Below are 14,774 nucleotides of genomic sequence, written 5' to 3' on the forward strand. Positions count from 1 at the left end.
GTTACCTCATATAATACATGTCAATATACGTGTTAAATCTTCTTTTGTTGCTTCGTAAGGATTGCCGCCATAAGTGCGATCAGCTATTGCTTGTTGCACTAATATAGAAAATGAGTTTTTAAAGGTTATATTATCAATACCAAACTCTTTCATAGTCATAGAACAACCCACTTGACGAGCCAAAGATTGTGCACATTTTACCAAAGCGGCTAATTGTACACTCTCATCACTTGTCTCATTCGTTAAGCATAATTTCTGAGCAATAGAAATGTATTTTGATTTAGCCACTGTTGAGTTTGCCGCATTATACATTATTACATAAGGCAGAAGCATCGCATTGGCTAGTCCATGAGGAATATGAAATTGTCCACCTAGTTGATGTGACAATGCATGGGTAATCCCCAGGCCAGCCTGATTAAATGCTATCCCGGCCATACAAGAGGCTTCATGCATCGCAGCGCGTGCCACTTCATTTTTTCCATCAACTACACAAGTTGGTAGATTTTTAAAGACTAATTCTATTGCTTTTTCGGCTAACGCGTCAGTGAAATAGTTAGCTTTTTTAGCGACCAAAGACTCCAAAGCATGAACTAACACGTCCATACCACTATAAGCTGTCACCTTTTCAGGTGCAGATTTTACAAAAAATGTTGTTAAAATTGCTTCATCTGGCAATAAGCTATCATCTAATAAAGGGTATTTAACACCAGTTTTAGTATCTGTTATAACTGCAAATGATGTAACCTCTGACCCAGTCCCACTAGTGGTTGGTATAGCAATAAACTTTTTAACCCCTACCTGATATATGGTTTTGCAAAAATAATTAATGCCTTTTGCCATATCAATGGCAGATCCACCACCAATCACTATTAGTACTGTAGACTCTTCTTTTCTTAATACCGTTACCCCCTTAACAATAGAGTCAATAGGAGGATCTGGTACTACATCAGAATACACAGTATAAGTGTTATTAATACTTATCAAGTCAATCACGGTTTGTAAAGCTGGCGTTCCCTCTAAAAATGGGTCACAAACGATAAAGATTCGCTCTCCATTTAATAAACGAAGTCTTTCTAATGCATCTGATTTTGAGCCTGTCGCAGAATGATTAACACTTTCAGTAAAAATTTGCGTTTTAAAGGTCCATGATTCCATTATTACGCTCCTTTTATATACTCTTGAAAAGCCTGTAGTCCTGCTTTTACTATGAGCATATCTTCTTCTACGGTGCCACCACTAATGCCTAAACCACCTAATAAGTAATCCTCGTACATTAATGGTTCACCACCGCCAAATAAAACTATTGGTTTTTTTACCATAGTTTCAATACCATAAAGAGAACTCCCAGGCTGTATTTCTTTACCAAGTTTTGCTGTACTACATCTAAATGCAACCGCCGTATACGCCTTATGGGGCGCTAATTCTATGCTAACGCCAAGAGATCGTTCCATACGTCTTTGATAAACTAGACTTCCACTAGCATCCACGATAGCTACTACAACAGGTACACCTAAACGATATGATTCAGTCTCACAAGCTTTTACAATAGTATCAACTACTGATTCAATTGTAATTGCCTTATTATTTTTAATATGTACAGTATCTCCAATAAGTACATTATTATCATTAATAACTGAAGGAGTTCTCTTCATAGTTTCAATAATTTGTCGGACAGAATCGTAAATATCCATGTCCAGCCTCCTTATCATAGGCTTTTAGTTTATTTTGCTATTAGTGATTCCACATCATGGTGAGGTCGTGGAATTACGTGTGTTGAAACAACCATTCCTACGTTACCAGCTGCTACTGCACCAGCTTCTACTGCTGCTTTAACTGCACCTACATCACCACGAACCATAACAGTAACTAGACCGGAACCAATTTTTTCATATCCAGCTAATTCAACATTAGATGCTTTTACCATCGCATCTGCTGCTTCAATTGCGCCAACCAAACCTTTTGTTTCCACCATACCCAATGCATTATTCATAATAAATCTCCTTATTTTTTAGAAGTATTTTTCTTTTTAGATTTTCCTGATTTTGTTGATTCTTGAGGACGCTTTACTTCTTTAACATCTTCATTTATTTCAACTAATGTCATACTGCCTTTTACTTCATCAGATATATTGTCTGTAGAATCTAAAGCAGTTTCTATTTGGGCTATTTCTCTTGTTTCTTCAATAGTTGAAATTACTGTATCAACTTCGCTTATAGCAGTAACGTTTTCATCTTCAACATTAATAGATTCTATGGGGTCGTTCTTTTGATTTAGTTCTACGGTTTCTTTAACCTCTTCCTCTTTCAAAAATACATCGACTACACTTTGTGACACCCGTGGTATCACTTTAGATCCGATAAAACAACCCATTTCTTTAGCAGTCAAAGTACCCGCTTGTATAGCTGATTGTATAGCTCCAACATCGCCTACGACTTTTACAGTAAACCAACCGAAACCATTAGCTCTATCAATATTAACTACATGCACATTTGATGCTTTTACCATTACATCTGCTATTGTAATTGCTCCTAATAAGCCTTTTACTTCTAATAGTCCTAACGATTCATTCATATAAACCTCTCTATCTTAAGCTAAATGCTTCACTTAGTACACAGCGTCGAATACGGCAGAACGACCGTGCACAAGTAATCCCTTCGCCTGTTGGTCCCGCGATAGTGAATGTTGTATGCCCTTCACCACCTACACCGATACCAGCATAAGAAGGTGCATTCTTAACAAAAATTGTAGTTTCTAGCAAACGTGCCATCTTCGATAGCTTTTCAAGGTTTTGAGAGTGCATCATTGCAGTATGACGATTGCCTAATTCTGCACGATATGCACATTCAATCGCAATATCTACATTAGGAACAGATACAATCGGTAAGATTGGCATCATCATTTCTTCAGTTACTAAATGATGGTGTTCTGATGTTCTTGCAATAATTAAGTGAATACTATCATCAACAACAATACCTACTAATGCAAGCAAATCCTTAGCAGACTTACCTACAAAATCCGGATTAGGCTTACCATCATCTTTAGTTACTTTTTTCACTAATGTATCTAGGGTAGACATATCTGTTATTTCATAAGCACCATTTTTCTTCATATGGTACACTAGTTGATCTGCTACCTCTTCCACAACAAACACTTCTTTTTCTGCAATACATGGTACATTGTTATCAAAACTTGCACCATTTATGATATCCTTTGCAGCTTGTTCAATATGAGCGGTTTCATCTACTACAACAGGAGGATTTCCCGCACCCGCACCAATTGCTTTTTTACCGGAAGAAAGTACTTGTTTTACAATACCGGGTCCACCAGTGGCTACTAGCAATCGTACTTTAGGATGTTCCATCATTATTTGTGTATTTTCAATAGATGGTTCTCTAACCATAGTAACTAAATTATTTGGTGCTCCTGCAGCTTCTAGCGCTTTATTAATCATTTGAACCAAAATAGTAGATACTTTTTTTGCTCTTGGATGTGGGCTAAATACAACTGTATTACCACCTACAATCATAGATATAGAGTTATTAATAATGGTTTCTGTCGGGTTAGTTGTAGGCGTGATGGCCCCTATGACACCAAAAGGACAAAACTCTTCAATAGTCAACCCATCATGACCAGTCATGGCTCTAGTTTCCAACACTTCTTTACCTGGTGTTTTTACTGCGGCCACTCTATTTTTAATCAATTTATCACTATATCTACCAATACCAGTTTCTTCTACTGCCATAAGTGAAATCATATCTAAATGATCTTTTTGTAAAATGGTTTCACGAATTGCATCTACAAAGGAATTACGTTCTTGCAAAGAATAAGACATCAATTCTTTTTGCGCTATTTCACTAGCACTAATGGCCGCCTCCATGGTGTCAAAAACACCATATTCATAAGTAGATGCTTCCATCGTAATACCTTCTTGTTGTAAATCCTTTACTACTTGTTTAACTATATTTTCTATCACTTCTAATTTCATTTGTATCTCCTCTATGTCTTCGATACAATTCCTATATCATTGTTCTTAATACGCCCTGCATTTGCTTCATCTACATCAATATGCATTTCCAAAGCAAACTTAGGGGATACACGAACAATTACATTAGAAAATGTCAATTCTCGTTCTCCATAGATAGTAACTGACACTCGTTCCTTATCAAGGACCCCCATGCGACTTGCATCAATGGGGTGCATATGAATATGTCGATGAGCTACAATGACACCATGAGAAATTCTAAGTTCTCCTTTCGGTCCTCTTAAAGTAATACCTGGTGTTTCTTTCAAATCTCCTGATTCACGGATATCACCAGCTACACCTAGCAAAAATGAATCTGTAAGAGAAATTTCTACTTGTGTTTCATCTCTAAAAGGTCCTAAAATACGCACTCTTTCAATACATCCTTTTGGACCTATCAAGCTTACTGTTTCATTAGCAGCATATTGACCAGGTTGTTTTAAATCTGTTTTTTTAGTTAATTCATCTTGGCCAAATAATGCCTGATACACCTCTCTTGATACATGAACATGACGATTAGAAACACCAATCGGAACACTGCAGCGATTGAGTTCTTTTAATTTCGTCATGACTCGGTCGGTCACTAGATGTATATATTCAGACTGTTTCATAAGCATTTGTCTATCCATTAATTAACTGATCTCTATATTGTGAGATAGTTCTGTGTTCATGTTTTTTAAAAATTTTACAAAAATAACTAACATCACTATATCCCAGAATATTAGCTATATGAGTCCCACTTTTTTCTGTACCTAGTATGTATTCTTTCGCCAAGTTTATCTTCTTTTTATGTATATACTGCATAATAGTCATATTTAATTTGTGCTTAAAAATGCGGCTTACATAACCTTGGCTAACATTACAAGCTACCACGATATCTTTCAACGATATATCTTCCTGAATATGATCATGTATATAGCAAAGAATAGTATATAAAATATCTTGTTTGCCTTTATATATTTCCATAAATAGGAAATCTACAGTCTTAAATATCCATACATTAAGGCCCTCTGGATATCTGGTTGTAAAATACGTAAGTGGTTGTTGACGATGGAAGCTAGACCTTACACAATCTGAATAGTCCACTAAGTTCGTTTGCAACTCATCTATCAACGAATATAACATATCAATAAGAGCATTCTTATCACAGTTTTCACACTTATGTTGGCATAGCTGATACATTTTCTCTACAGTTAAAAGAAAATCACCTTTAAAGAATGCATTGTATACAGAGTCTAAATATTCAGAAGCCTCATCACACACTACATTCTTTATTTCCTTTTCACTTTGTGGAATCCATTTAGTAAAATCGTCCCAAGAAAATGGTTTATAAAGATATCCAATGCCTTCATATTTCATAGTCAAAGTAGCAATCGATTCTATATGTTTGTTAACCATCATTACTACCTGACACTGTGGATACGTATAATACAAATATCTAATAATATCACTTGCTTTTTGATTACATACATCCATTGCAACGTAAGCTACAGAAAATTCAGCGTGTTTGCCTAAGTCCACAACTTCTTTATATGTACTTATACAAACAACATCTGCCTCCATATGCATGGCAATTCTTTTTCGTAGAGCTCTCATATGCAACTGATCAGTATCTACCAAAAGAATTTTGACCATAACTTAACTCCTCATTTACTCTAACGGATACGAAAGTTTTACTTGCATACCTCCATAAGATTTATGATGGCATTCTACATGTATAGATACGCTATATTGTGTTACAAACATCTGCTGCAACTCTAAAATAGATTTAGACAATAATGATAAGCCCTGCTCAGATATATCTTCATGTATTACAGGTGTATTCTTCTGTAGTACATCTTGCAGTAGTTTTAATTCATCGGAATCAAGTGCGATCCTATCATTTTCTAAAAAAATAGATACCTGATTTCCTTGAATCTCTGTGTGTAACATAATGGAAATTTCATTATGCCCATCTTGATGTGCATTTTCTATAATTTGTTGCACATATTGCCATATGCCATAAGCAGGTACCATACAATGCCACAACGCTTCATCCACATTGGCGTTCCACGTAGTATGACAATCTTCGCGATAATTTAGCAAATTTACCATTGTCCCTATTCGTGAACATTCTTCTTTAATAGTTGCTTCAATCCAGCTATCATGTTGAAGAGCTAATGTATGTGTATATTCCAAAATAGCTGCTTCAGTAGTAGGTGCATTTTCTAAAATAGACAAGCTATCTATTACGTCTAATAGTTTACAGTTACGTACTATATCAACGTATCGCTTATATCGCACCAATTCAGTTTGCAAACTATATAACTTAGATTCTGTATCTCGTAATTTTAGCTCTAATGTACCGATACGCTTTAGATTTTTTTGCTTGTTTCGATTTGATACAATCTCATGATTTGTTAATTGATTAATAATAAATTCGACTAGCTTAGCAATTGAAAGAACCTCACTATAACTATATCGCTTAATATCAGCTAGATCTTCTGGTTTAGAAGTCGACACATCATGTTCAATCAAGTTCTGTCCTCCAGGAATCATATTTTTACTTAATCGAACAATAGTATCTGGTACATCATCACATAAGATTTGTCCTCCAATAAAACCTCCTAAGTAATGCCCATCCACAATAATAGGAATGGCAATTTCTAGGAGTCCGCAAGGACAAATATATATACTTACCTCTTTATTGGTAGCTGCAATAATAGCGCCAGAGGCATCAGACAATTTACATAACAATAAAGAGGTAGGATTATCTCTTACAGCCTTACAATAATTACAAAAATGTGTCGTTTCAGTTAATACATCACCTTTATAATCTACTGTAACAAAAGCAATCCCAGTTACATTAGCAACTGCTTGTTGTATCTCTTCTAGTAAATCATGCCCAATGGCTGTCATGATATCTAGTCGCGTTTCTTCATGCTGACGTTCTTCAAATTGATCTCGTGGCATTGGTTTTTATTCCCTTTCTCATACAATACGTAAAATATCTCTACATATAGTATTCGACTGTAGTTGTAAAAATCATGCTAATATTATCAATCATAACTAACTTTCATAGACCTATGCATAGGAACTTAGTGTTTCTACACATACGCATCTTCTTTTACGTACCAAATCCTTCGCAGTCACAGTTCCTTCACCGGTTATATTCGCAATCGTAAAGGATGTTGCCCCTACGCCACAAATACCAATACCATCGAGGGAACAACCATTTTTTACAAATATAGCTGTACCAAAGGCTTTAGCTGCACGTCTCAAGCGTTCTGAATTGCTAGAATGAATCCCCGCTGTATGATGACATCCTTGCTCAGCTTCAATACCTATTTGTAATGCATAGTCAAAATCTCTAGCTTTTACAATTATAATCAACGGAGCTAGCAATTCTTTTGTAACAAAAGGATGAATACGTACTGTTTCAACAGCAATCAAATCATATGAACGGTCGGTCACAATACCAGCATCCTTCAAAATCGTGTCTGCAGATTTACCGCCGTACTGCCGATTCACTTCTAGATCTTCTGTTAACAATATCTTTGAAAGCTGTAACATTTCACTAATAGAATCAACATAATACACATTAAGACACTCTAAGGCTGCTCTAAATTGAGGTAATATATCTTGAACAACAACAATATTTTTTTCTGATGTACAAGTTATATTGTAATCAAAAGAGGCCCCTTTATGTATACAATACGCTGCTCTTTCAACATCTGCCGTTTCATCTACAATAAATGTTGGATTAGCAGGTCCTGCAGAAATTACCTTTTTACCACAAGATAAAGCGCATCTTGCTGCATCTGAACCACCTGTAGAAAGTATCAACTCTACATCAGGGTGATTCATAATTTCTTTGATATATGATAATGAGCAAGAATCCACTGTCGTAACAAGATTACATATACCGAATTTATCCATAATAATTTGATTGATAATCTTCGTTATATACTTTGATACTTCCATCGCTCTTGGATGAGGACAATGAATCGCTACATTACCTGCTGACAAAATACTTATTGTATTATTAATAAGCGTTTCGCATGGATTTGTACTTGGGTGAATGGCACATACTACACCATAAGGATATGGTTCACTAAAAACAATACCGCCTTCGCCTTGTGTCGTATGAGTTTGTAAATCTTCAGGACCAGGAGTTTCCTCTAGTGCAAGCTTGATTTTAATAATCTTATCCGCTACTTTCCCCATTCCTGTTTCTTGGCAGGCAAGAGTAGCAAACTCATGACTATAACTATACAAGCCTTCACGAATTGCCTGAATCATTTGCTTTCGCTCTCGTAAACTCACACGCCTATATACATGAAAGGCTTCTTTAGCAGCATGCACAACTTGTGTAACTGAGGAAAATACCCCCCATTGGGTTTTCATATTTACCTCCTTGTTAAATAATAACAGAGTCTACAATACCGATAATTGCAAGATCAATAGTTACACCTTTTCTATTTTCTTCTACCCGTACGGATGACCCTGTGCCGACTAACACATATTCGCCCACACCAGCACCTACATAGTCAGCTGCCACTTGTTCTCTATGATCTGGTGAAAGCGATGCATCTACCGGCTGTACAATCATTAACTTATATCCTAAAAGGGTATCACTTTTTTTCGTAGCCACAACATTACCAATAACTTTTGCTAAATACATGCTTACTCCTATCTCATAGAACTCAATTCATATAACGAATATGGTCTATGTACTGTACCCCTAATTCAAATAAACGTTGATAGTACTCTTGAACCATCTTTTGATAGGGACTTGGCTCTTTTCCTGATAAAGGCTCTATCGACGTAGGCAGGACATATACATTCGTACCTTGTGTAAAAGCTCTTTTAACAACTTCTGACAAATGTGATTGACTATATCCTAATGCGATATGAATTACATCGTTTCGCGGTATATATGGTAATACTAAGTAATCATGTTCTGTAAAAGTAATTTCATCTTCATACGAGTGCAGCATAAGAAAAGGATATATCTCTTTTACTCTACGCTCTAGCTCTTCATCACAAGGCTTTGAAACTATCGCGTAAACTGGTCGTTCTTTATACGATACTAGTTGATTGGCCAATGAATAGTTTTCATGATGCCACAAATCATCAAAAGCAACATAAAGTTTACTCAATTTTTTTGTTACATTTTGTTCTGCTAAAATACGTGCCACCATGTCTTCCAAGATCCTAGTTAGGTCTTTATCTTCCATAGTGCCTCCTCTAAAGTAGTGGCATACAAGGACATTGCCTCATATGCCACACTATGTTACGCCTTAAGAGTTGGAATAATACGTTCTGTATCAATATGAGGGCGTGGAATAACATGTAAGGAAACAACTTCGCCTACTGCACGTGCTGCCACTGCACCAGCATCTACTGCTGCTTTAACTGCACCAACATCACCACGAACCATAACTGTTACTAAACCAGAACCAATTTTTTCGTAACCAACTAAATTTACATTTGCAGCTTTTACCATTGCATCTGCTGCTTCAATAGCGCCAACTAAACCTTTTGTTTCTACCATTCCTAATGCATCTGAAACCATAATAACCTCCTAGGTTTAACTAAATACTTATTAAATATATGGAGTAGTACTTGATTTAGGTTCATCCCCTAATGTGCCAAGTAATTTTATACCTACTTCACGAGCTGCTCTAACAGCTTGTCTAACAGCCCCAGAATCCCCAGAGAAAGTTAAGATAACTTCGTTAGAATAACTTGTGCCCGCTTTAGGGGATGCATAGGATACTACTTCTACATTTGCTGATTTAACCGCTGTATCTGCAAGAACAGTGCCAATAGCAGCTGGACCCGCACACACCATACCAAAGGATTTACCTAGTGGTGTATTAAATACAGACTCTAAACAATAACTAGCACGTGCCGTATATTGGAATTCTAGATGGCCTGCATCATTACTATATACATCACCAAAATATTTTGGCACTGCTTCAAGAGCAATTTCTACGGCACGACGAGCATCAGATACATCATGAGCACCAATATAAATAAGTGATCCGTGACCTGCACCACCCTTAGTATCCCGTGGTAACTCTACAGTAATAATTTCTGTATTAGTTGCCTTAATTGCATCATCTACGGCCATGATTTGTGGACCTGCACCAATACGGCCACCGATAATACCGATAGACTTAAACTCACCAAGTCCCATAGTTTCTGTTAATAATGGATCTACACTAGCTATTACAAGCCCAATTGTATCGCCCATTGCAGTACCAACAAACTCAGTTACGCCAATAGACGTTTTAGTTGTTTCTTGAGGCTTTTTAATGCCAAGTTCTTCTGATACTTGCCCCATCACTTTTTCTAATAATGCTGTATCCATAGTACCTCCTAACCACCAATAATACAGGTTAAACCTTTTGATTCTACTATTTTTTTATACATTTCCATTTCTTCTTCTGGAATCTTTGGTGTATTCTCTAATTCATACTCTCTACCTAACAGCTCGTACTTACCTTGTCCATAATTATGATATGGCAACAAATGTACTTCATGCACATTAGGCATATTTTCCTTCACAAACTCTGCAATACCCCTGATATCTTCTTCGCTTGCATTAAAGCCAGGAATAGTTGGAACACGCACCGTTGTATTGGCTATAGATTGTATAACTTTTGCCGACTCTTTAATTTTTTCATTATCAACACCAGTAAACTTTTTATGCTGTTCTGGATTGACACTTTTTATATCCAATAAAACTAAATCTATATACGGCATAATTTCTTTAACAATCTTTGTGTCATAATATCCTTCTGTTTCTATTGCTGTATGCCAGCCTTGAGCTTTACAAGCTTTAAAGATTTCTTTAGCAAATCTAGGTTGCGTTAATGCCTCACCACCAGACAATGTAATGCCTCCATTGGAGCGAAAGTACTGAGTAGCATCTTTACGAAGTTCTTTTACTACTTCCTCTACAGTCATTAACTTACCTTTCATTGAAAGCGCACTTGTAGGGCAGACCATTGTACACTCTGCACAGTTATCACAGAGTGTGCGATCAATCCAATACGGATTGCTATCTACAATGGCCTGTTTAGGACATGCCCCTTGGCAAGCCTTACACCCTATACAGAGCTGTTTTCGATATAATACTTCAGGATAATATTGTTGTGATTCTGGATTAGAACACCATTTACATCGTAATGGACAGCCTTTCAAAAATACGATTGTCCTGATTCCTGGTCCATCGTGAATGGAAAAACGTTGAATATCAAATACAGTGCCTTGCACACTATAATCTACTGATTCCATACGAACTTATCCTTTAATATATGAACCTACATATTATGTTCTGTACGATTAATGATATCGTCTTGTACTTCTTTTGCTAAAGTAACAAAGTGAGCACTATAACCTGCTACCCGAACAATCAAGTCTTGGTTATCTTCTGGATGTTCTTGTGCATTGATTAATGTTTGTTTGTCAACAACATTAAACTGAACATGGCTACCTTTTTTATCAAAGAAGCTCTTAATGATAGATACGAAGTTTTTCAAACCTTGTTCACCACCTACCGCAGCAGGAGTGAATTTTTGGTTATATAATGTACCATTTGATGCTTGTGCATGGTCTAGTTTAGCAACGGAGTTAGATGCTGCTGTTGGACCATTAACGTCATTACCTTGACGAGGAGATACACCATCAGCCAATGGTTCTGAAGCCAAACGTCCATCTGGTAAAGCAGCTACGTCCTTACCGAATAAAACGTTTGCAGATACTGGGTAGATACCAGCTTGGAATTGACCACCGCGAGGGTTCATATATTTATCAACTTCATCACAGTAAATTTTGCCACAACGATATGCAAGTTCATCAACTTCTTCAATATCATTACCGAAGGAATCAGTATTTTTCAAGATATTATGAATTGTCGCATATTTGCTTGGATCAGATTGAGATTTACAGCCACAGCTAGTGCCTCCACCTTGTTTCAAGTGGGATTCTAATGTAGCAATATCGATAGATCCTGTAGAGGATAAGATTTTCTTAACTGCTTCGTAGATTTGAGCTTCATCTAAAGTAGCTTCAGAAATAGAAGGTGTATATATTGGAGCTGCTGCATCGCTATACCCAAAGTTTGCTTCCAATGCGTCACGCAATTCTTTTAAAGAGATGCGTTTATCTTCAAAAACATTCTTTTGAATTGCATATAAGGAGTCACCTGTATCGGCAACACCAAATGCTTGTGGACCTGTAAAGTTGTAAATTGCACCGCCTTCTTGGCAAGATTTACCGCGCTTAATACAATCATCGACCATAGCTGACATGAATGGTAATGGAGCACGTTCCATATGAGCATAGTCAACTGCATTATCCGCTTTTGCTAAATGACGTACAAAGTATTCCATTTGTTTTTGATATGCTGCAAGGATTTTTTCCATGCTATCTAATTCTTCTAGCTCGCCAGTTTTTGGCCCCAATTGTTTACCATTACAACGGCCGTTATTAAGTGTAATTTCAAGAACTTTTGCAATGTTGAAGAACGCTGCATCATGCCAACCTTCTGTACGATGTCCGGCTTGTGGTTCTACGCAACCGATAATACAGTAGTCGCGTGCATCTTTTAATGCTACACCACGAGAAACTAGCGCTAAAATAATAACTTCATCATTGTAGAAGGCTGGCACACCATAGCCTAAACGAGATACTTCACATGCACGGAACAAGAATTCCATAGGAGAGTTTTGATGTACACGAACGGAGAAAGATGGTGCTGGCAAACGTACATGTGCTACGGCTTCCATACACATATAGGAAACTTCGTTTGTTGCATCTTTGCCTTCTTCATTTTGACCACCTACGCAAAGATTTTGGAACACTGCATACCCTGCGAAAGCTTGTGCAGAAATTTCATCACGAGTTTTATTGATATCATTCAATTTAACCCAAATACAATCTACTAATTCTTGTGCTTTCACACGATCAATTGGATCATCTTTTAAATATGGATACATATATTGGTCAAAACGACCTGGGGAGATGGAGTGACCATTAGATTCAATTTGCACCATAATTTGGATAAACCAAAAAGATTGACATGCTTCCCAGAAATTACGAGCGCCAAATTCAGGAACGCGTTCACAGTTAGCTGCGATTTGCTCTAATTCTGCTTTACGAATTGGACAAGATGTTTGACCCACTAATTCACGTGCTTTTTCTGCATAACGATGTGCAAAACGAATAGCTGCATTGTAAGAAATAATAACGGCATTATAAAATTGTTTTTTCTTAATACTGCTTGGATCATCTTCATCTAATGCTTGTAAAGCAGCAACGGTTTCTTCTAATACTCCGCGGAAACCTTTTGCTAAGATTTTACCGTAGTCTACATTTACGTGACCTACACCACCAAAGAAGTAATTACCAACAGTAAATACACCATTTGCAATACAATCTTTTGTATCTGGTTCCATATAAGAATCAGCTAGAGAGTTTGTTGTTTTACCGTCCCAGTATAAGAAAGCATCATGCAATTCACGTTGCACTTTTTCAGAAATTTCAAATGGATCGGCCATACGTTTATGCATAGTATGGAATTCTTTTTCTACCCAATCATAAGAGAACTCTGGACAAATTTCTGTGGAACGTGGGTTAATCGTAATGGAACCAACTACTAGTTCATTATCACGAATCGTAATTGGTAGTTCATTAAAGATTTTTTCAACCGCTTTTGCACGGCGAATAATCGTAGGTTGACCTTCCGTTTCCTTGTAGGATTGTGTAATTAGAACAGCACGCTCTGATTCTACCTGTGGTACTGCATCAATAATTACTTTTCTTAATTTCTCAATTCGTTCTGTGGGTTTACTAAATCCTCGTTCTAGCATTTTCTAACCTCCTAACAACGTAAAATACTCTATCATGCTCTTTTTATCTGTTTTGCTACTTCTCATTATGCAAATCCAGAATACTTAGCATGCATCTTAAGAAAATCGTAGCACAATTTATTTTCATACTGATAAGATTTTTCAATCATAATTATTGTAAATTACAAACCTCTTTATTAGGAGACGGATTTTTTATTTTCAATTTAATACAGTGTAATTGATAAATATATGGGATTGGTAATATTCAAACCTAATTTAGGTACTTATCGAACCACCTCTTGCATCTCTATTGCTCTATTTATATTTTCTTTCTATACTGAGAATAATTATAGGTAGGAGGTGATTACCATGGCATCACACACAGCTCTTTGTCTTTGGGAAACAAATCGTATTGCTATGGGGTACGCCCTATTAGATCAACTTTTAAAAGATTATCCTATTTCTTTTGTAAAACATTACCGCATATGCCCTGGTAAAGCTTTCTTCTTACTTAGTGCAGATACGGATGTAGTGAAACAAATAGAACATTTCTTTAAAGATAAAGATTACATCCAATACCGTACCATTACAGGTATTCATCCGGATGTACTTTCAGTATTTCAACAAAAAAAAATGATTTCCTCAGTATCTCACTTGGGAATCTATGAATGTACTACTTCAGTAGCTGCTTTTCATTTAGCGAATTATTTAGCATGGCATCACCATGTAGATTTATTTCATTTGCAAATTGGTGTAGGACTTTGTGGTAAAAGTATTATTATTATTGCTGCATCCTATAGTGATTTGAAAACAATTGAATGTCAATTACCTCAATTATATCCAAAAGATATTGTGAGTCATGCAATAATTTCAGACCCCTCATCTGAATTGCTCACATGCTTATAGGAGGT

At 36.5% G+C, this 14,774-nt stretch carries 16 protein-coding genes; 1 reads left to right on the forward strand and 15 read right to left on the reverse strand.

The window, feature by feature from the left end; all coding sequences use genetic code 11:
- Positions 1 to 6: 6 nt before the first annotated feature.
- The 15 genes from VEI_RS06800 to VEI_RS06870 all read right to left on the reverse strand — a co-directional run bounded on the left by VEI_RS06800 (position 7) and on the right by VEI_RS06870 (position 13,884).
- Positions 7 to 1,155, reverse strand: a complete 1,149-nt coding sequence (locus tag VEI_RS06800) for a 1-propanol dehydrogenase PduQ (RefSeq protein WP_059363591.1) — start codon at positions 1,153 to 1,155, stop codon at positions 7 to 9.
- Between the two features lie 2 nt (positions 1,156 to 1,157).
- Complete coding sequence (locus VEI_RS06805; RefSeq protein WP_059363593.1) at positions 1,158 to 1,691, reverse strand: GlcG/HbpS family heme-binding protein; 534 nt, start codon at positions 1,689 to 1,691, stop codon at positions 1,158 to 1,160.
- Positions 1,692 to 1,720: 29 nt separating this feature from the next.
- Positions 1,721 to 1,993, reverse strand: coding sequence for a BMC domain-containing protein (locus VEI_RS06810; RefSeq protein ID WP_059363595.1), 273 nt, complete (start codon positions 1,991 to 1,993; stop codon positions 1,721 to 1,723).
- A gap of 8 nt (positions 1,994 to 2,001) precedes the next feature.
- Positions 2,002 to 2,571: a BMC domain-containing protein gene (locus VEI_RS06815; protein WP_059363597.1), complete on the reverse strand. Its 570-nt coding sequence runs from the start codon at positions 2,569 to 2,571 to the stop codon at positions 2,002 to 2,004.
- 10 nt (positions 2,572 to 2,581) lie between these two features.
- Complete coding sequence (locus VEI_RS06820) at positions 2,582 to 3,985, reverse strand: aldehyde dehydrogenase family protein (RefSeq protein ID WP_059363601.1); 1,404 nt, start codon at positions 3,983 to 3,985, stop codon at positions 2,582 to 2,584.
- 11 nt (positions 3,986 to 3,996) lie between these two features.
- Positions 3,997 to 4,638 carry a phosphate propanoyltransferase gene (locus VEI_RS06825; RefSeq protein ID WP_223209343.1) on the reverse strand — a complete coding sequence of 214 codons (642 nt, stop codon included), beginning with the start codon at positions 4,636 to 4,638 and terminating at the stop codon, positions 3,997 to 3,999.
- 4 nt (positions 4,639 to 4,642) lie between these two features.
- Positions 4,643 to 5,656, reverse strand: a complete 1,014-nt coding sequence (locus VEI_RS06830; RefSeq protein ID WP_059363604.1) for an AraC family transcriptional regulator — start codon at positions 5,654 to 5,656, stop codon at positions 4,643 to 4,645.
- 15 nt (positions 5,657 to 5,671) lie between these two features.
- Positions 5,672 to 6,973 carry a PocR ligand-binding domain-containing protein gene (locus tag VEI_RS06835; protein ID WP_059363607.1) on the reverse strand — a complete coding sequence of 434 codons (1,302 nt, stop codon included), beginning with the start codon at positions 6,971 to 6,973 and terminating at the stop codon, positions 5,672 to 5,674.
- A gap of 111 nt (positions 6,974 to 7,084) precedes the next feature.
- A complete protein-coding gene (locus VEI_RS06840) occupies positions 7,085 to 8,407 on the reverse strand; it encodes an aldehyde dehydrogenase (RefSeq protein ID WP_059363609.1) in 1,323 nt (440 codons plus the stop codon).
- Positions 8,408 to 8,420: 13 nt separating this feature from the next.
- A complete protein-coding gene (locus VEI_RS06845; protein ID WP_059363611.1) occupies positions 8,421 to 8,684 on the reverse strand; it encodes a EutN/CcmL family microcompartment protein in 264 nt (87 codons plus the stop codon).
- Positions 8,685 to 8,706: 22 nt separating this feature from the next.
- Positions 8,707 to 9,240, reverse strand: coding sequence for a hypothetical protein (locus tag VEI_RS06850; protein ID WP_059363613.1), 534 nt, complete (start codon positions 9,238 to 9,240; stop codon positions 8,707 to 8,709).
- Positions 9,241 to 9,296: 56 nt separating this feature from the next.
- A complete protein-coding gene (locus tag VEI_RS06855) occupies positions 9,297 to 9,578 on the reverse strand; it encodes a BMC domain-containing protein (RefSeq protein WP_059363615.1) in 282 nt (93 codons plus the stop codon).
- A 30-nt stretch (positions 9,579 to 9,608) separates the two neighbouring features.
- The gene (gene pduB / locus VEI_RS06860; protein WP_059363617.1) at positions 9,609 to 10,379 is read right to left on the reverse strand and encodes a propanediol utilization microcompartment protein PduB; all 771 of its coding nucleotides are present in this window, start codon (positions 10,377 to 10,379) and stop codon (positions 9,609 to 9,611) included.
- Positions 10,380 to 10,387: 8 nt separating this feature from the next.
- Positions 10,388 to 11,308, reverse strand: coding sequence for a glycyl-radical enzyme activating protein (locus VEI_RS06865; protein ID WP_059363619.1), 921 nt, complete (start codon positions 11,306 to 11,308; stop codon positions 10,388 to 10,390).
- A gap of 26 nt (positions 11,309 to 11,334) precedes the next feature.
- Positions 11,335 to 13,884: a glycyl radical protein gene (locus VEI_RS06870; protein WP_059363623.1), complete on the reverse strand. Its 2,550-nt coding sequence runs from the start codon at positions 13,882 to 13,884 to the stop codon at positions 11,335 to 11,337.
- 348 nt (positions 13,885 to 14,232) lie between these two features.
- Here VEI_RS06870 and VEI_RS06875 point away from each other — a divergent pair, with 348 nt between their 5' ends.
- Positions 14,233 to 14,769 (forward strand): hypothetical protein, encoded by a 537-nt coding sequence (locus VEI_RS06875; RefSeq protein ID WP_059363628.1) that lies wholly within the window; start codon positions 14,233 to 14,235, stop codon positions 14,767 to 14,769.
- Positions 14,770 to 14,774 lie beyond the last annotated feature (5 nt).

Origin of the sequence: Veillonella tobetsuensis, from assembly GCF_001078375.1 — a bacterium.
In the GTDB taxonomy this organism is placed as follows: Bacteria; Bacillota; Negativicutes; order Veillonellales; family Veillonellaceae; genus Veillonella; species Veillonella tobetsuensis.

Excerpts from the sequence above, each read along its gene's own strand:
- VEI_RS06825 (WP_223209343.1), bottom strand. The coding sequence starts at position 4,638 with ATGCTTATGAAACAGTCTGAATATATACATCTAGTGACCGACCGAGTC.
- VEI_RS06815 (WP_059363597.1), bottom strand. The coding sequence starts at position 2,571 with ATGAATGAATCGTTAGGACTATTAGAAGTAAAAGGCTTATTAGGAGCA.
- VEI_RS06800 (WP_059363591.1), bottom strand. The coding sequence starts at position 1,155 with ATGGAATCATGGACCTTTAAAACGCAAATTTTTACTGAAAGTGTTAAT.
- VEI_RS06805 (WP_059363593.1), bottom strand. The coding sequence starts at position 1,691 with ATGGATATTTACGATTCTGTCCGACAAATTATTGAAACTATGAAGAGA.
- VEI_RS06850 (WP_059363613.1), bottom strand. The coding sequence starts at position 9,240 with ATGGAAGATAAAGACCTAACTAGGATCTTGGAAGACATGGTGGCACGT.
- VEI_RS06855 (WP_059363615.1), bottom strand. The coding sequence starts at position 9,578 with ATGGTTTCAGATGCATTAGGAATGGTAGAAACAAAAGGTTTAGTTGGC.
- VEI_RS06865 (WP_059363619.1), bottom strand. The coding sequence starts at position 11,308 with ATGGAATCAGTAGATTATAGTGTGCAAGGCACTGTATTTGATATTCAA.
- VEI_RS06830 (WP_059363604.1), bottom strand. The coding sequence starts at position 5,656 with ATGGTCAAAATTCTTTTGGTAGATACTGATCAGTTGCATATGAGAGCT.
- VEI_RS06820 (WP_059363601.1), bottom strand. The coding sequence starts at position 3,985 with ATGAAATTAGAAGTGATAGAAAATATAGTTAAACAAGTAGTAAAGGAT.
- VEI_RS06845 (WP_059363611.1), bottom strand. The coding sequence starts at position 8,684 with ATGTATTTAGCAAAAGTTATTGGTAATGTTGTGGCTACGAAAAAAAGT.
- VEI_RS06875 (WP_059363628.1), top strand. The coding sequence starts at position 14,233 with ATGGCATCACACACAGCTCTTTGTCTTTGGGAAACAAATCGTATTGCT.
- VEI_RS06835 (WP_059363607.1), bottom strand. The coding sequence starts at position 6,973 with ATGCCACGAGATCAATTTGAAGAACGTCAGCATGAAGAAACGCGACTA.
- VEI_RS06840 (WP_059363609.1), bottom strand. The coding sequence starts at position 8,407 with ATGAAAACCCAATGGGGGGTATTTTCCTCAGTTACACAAGTTGTGCAT.
- pduB (WP_059363617.1), bottom strand. The coding sequence starts at position 10,379 with ATGGATACAGCATTATTAGAAAAAGTGATGGGGCAAGTATCAGAAGAA.
- VEI_RS06870 (WP_059363623.1), bottom strand. The coding sequence starts at position 13,884 with ATGCTAGAACGAGGATTTAGTAAACCCACAGAACGAATTGAGAAATTA.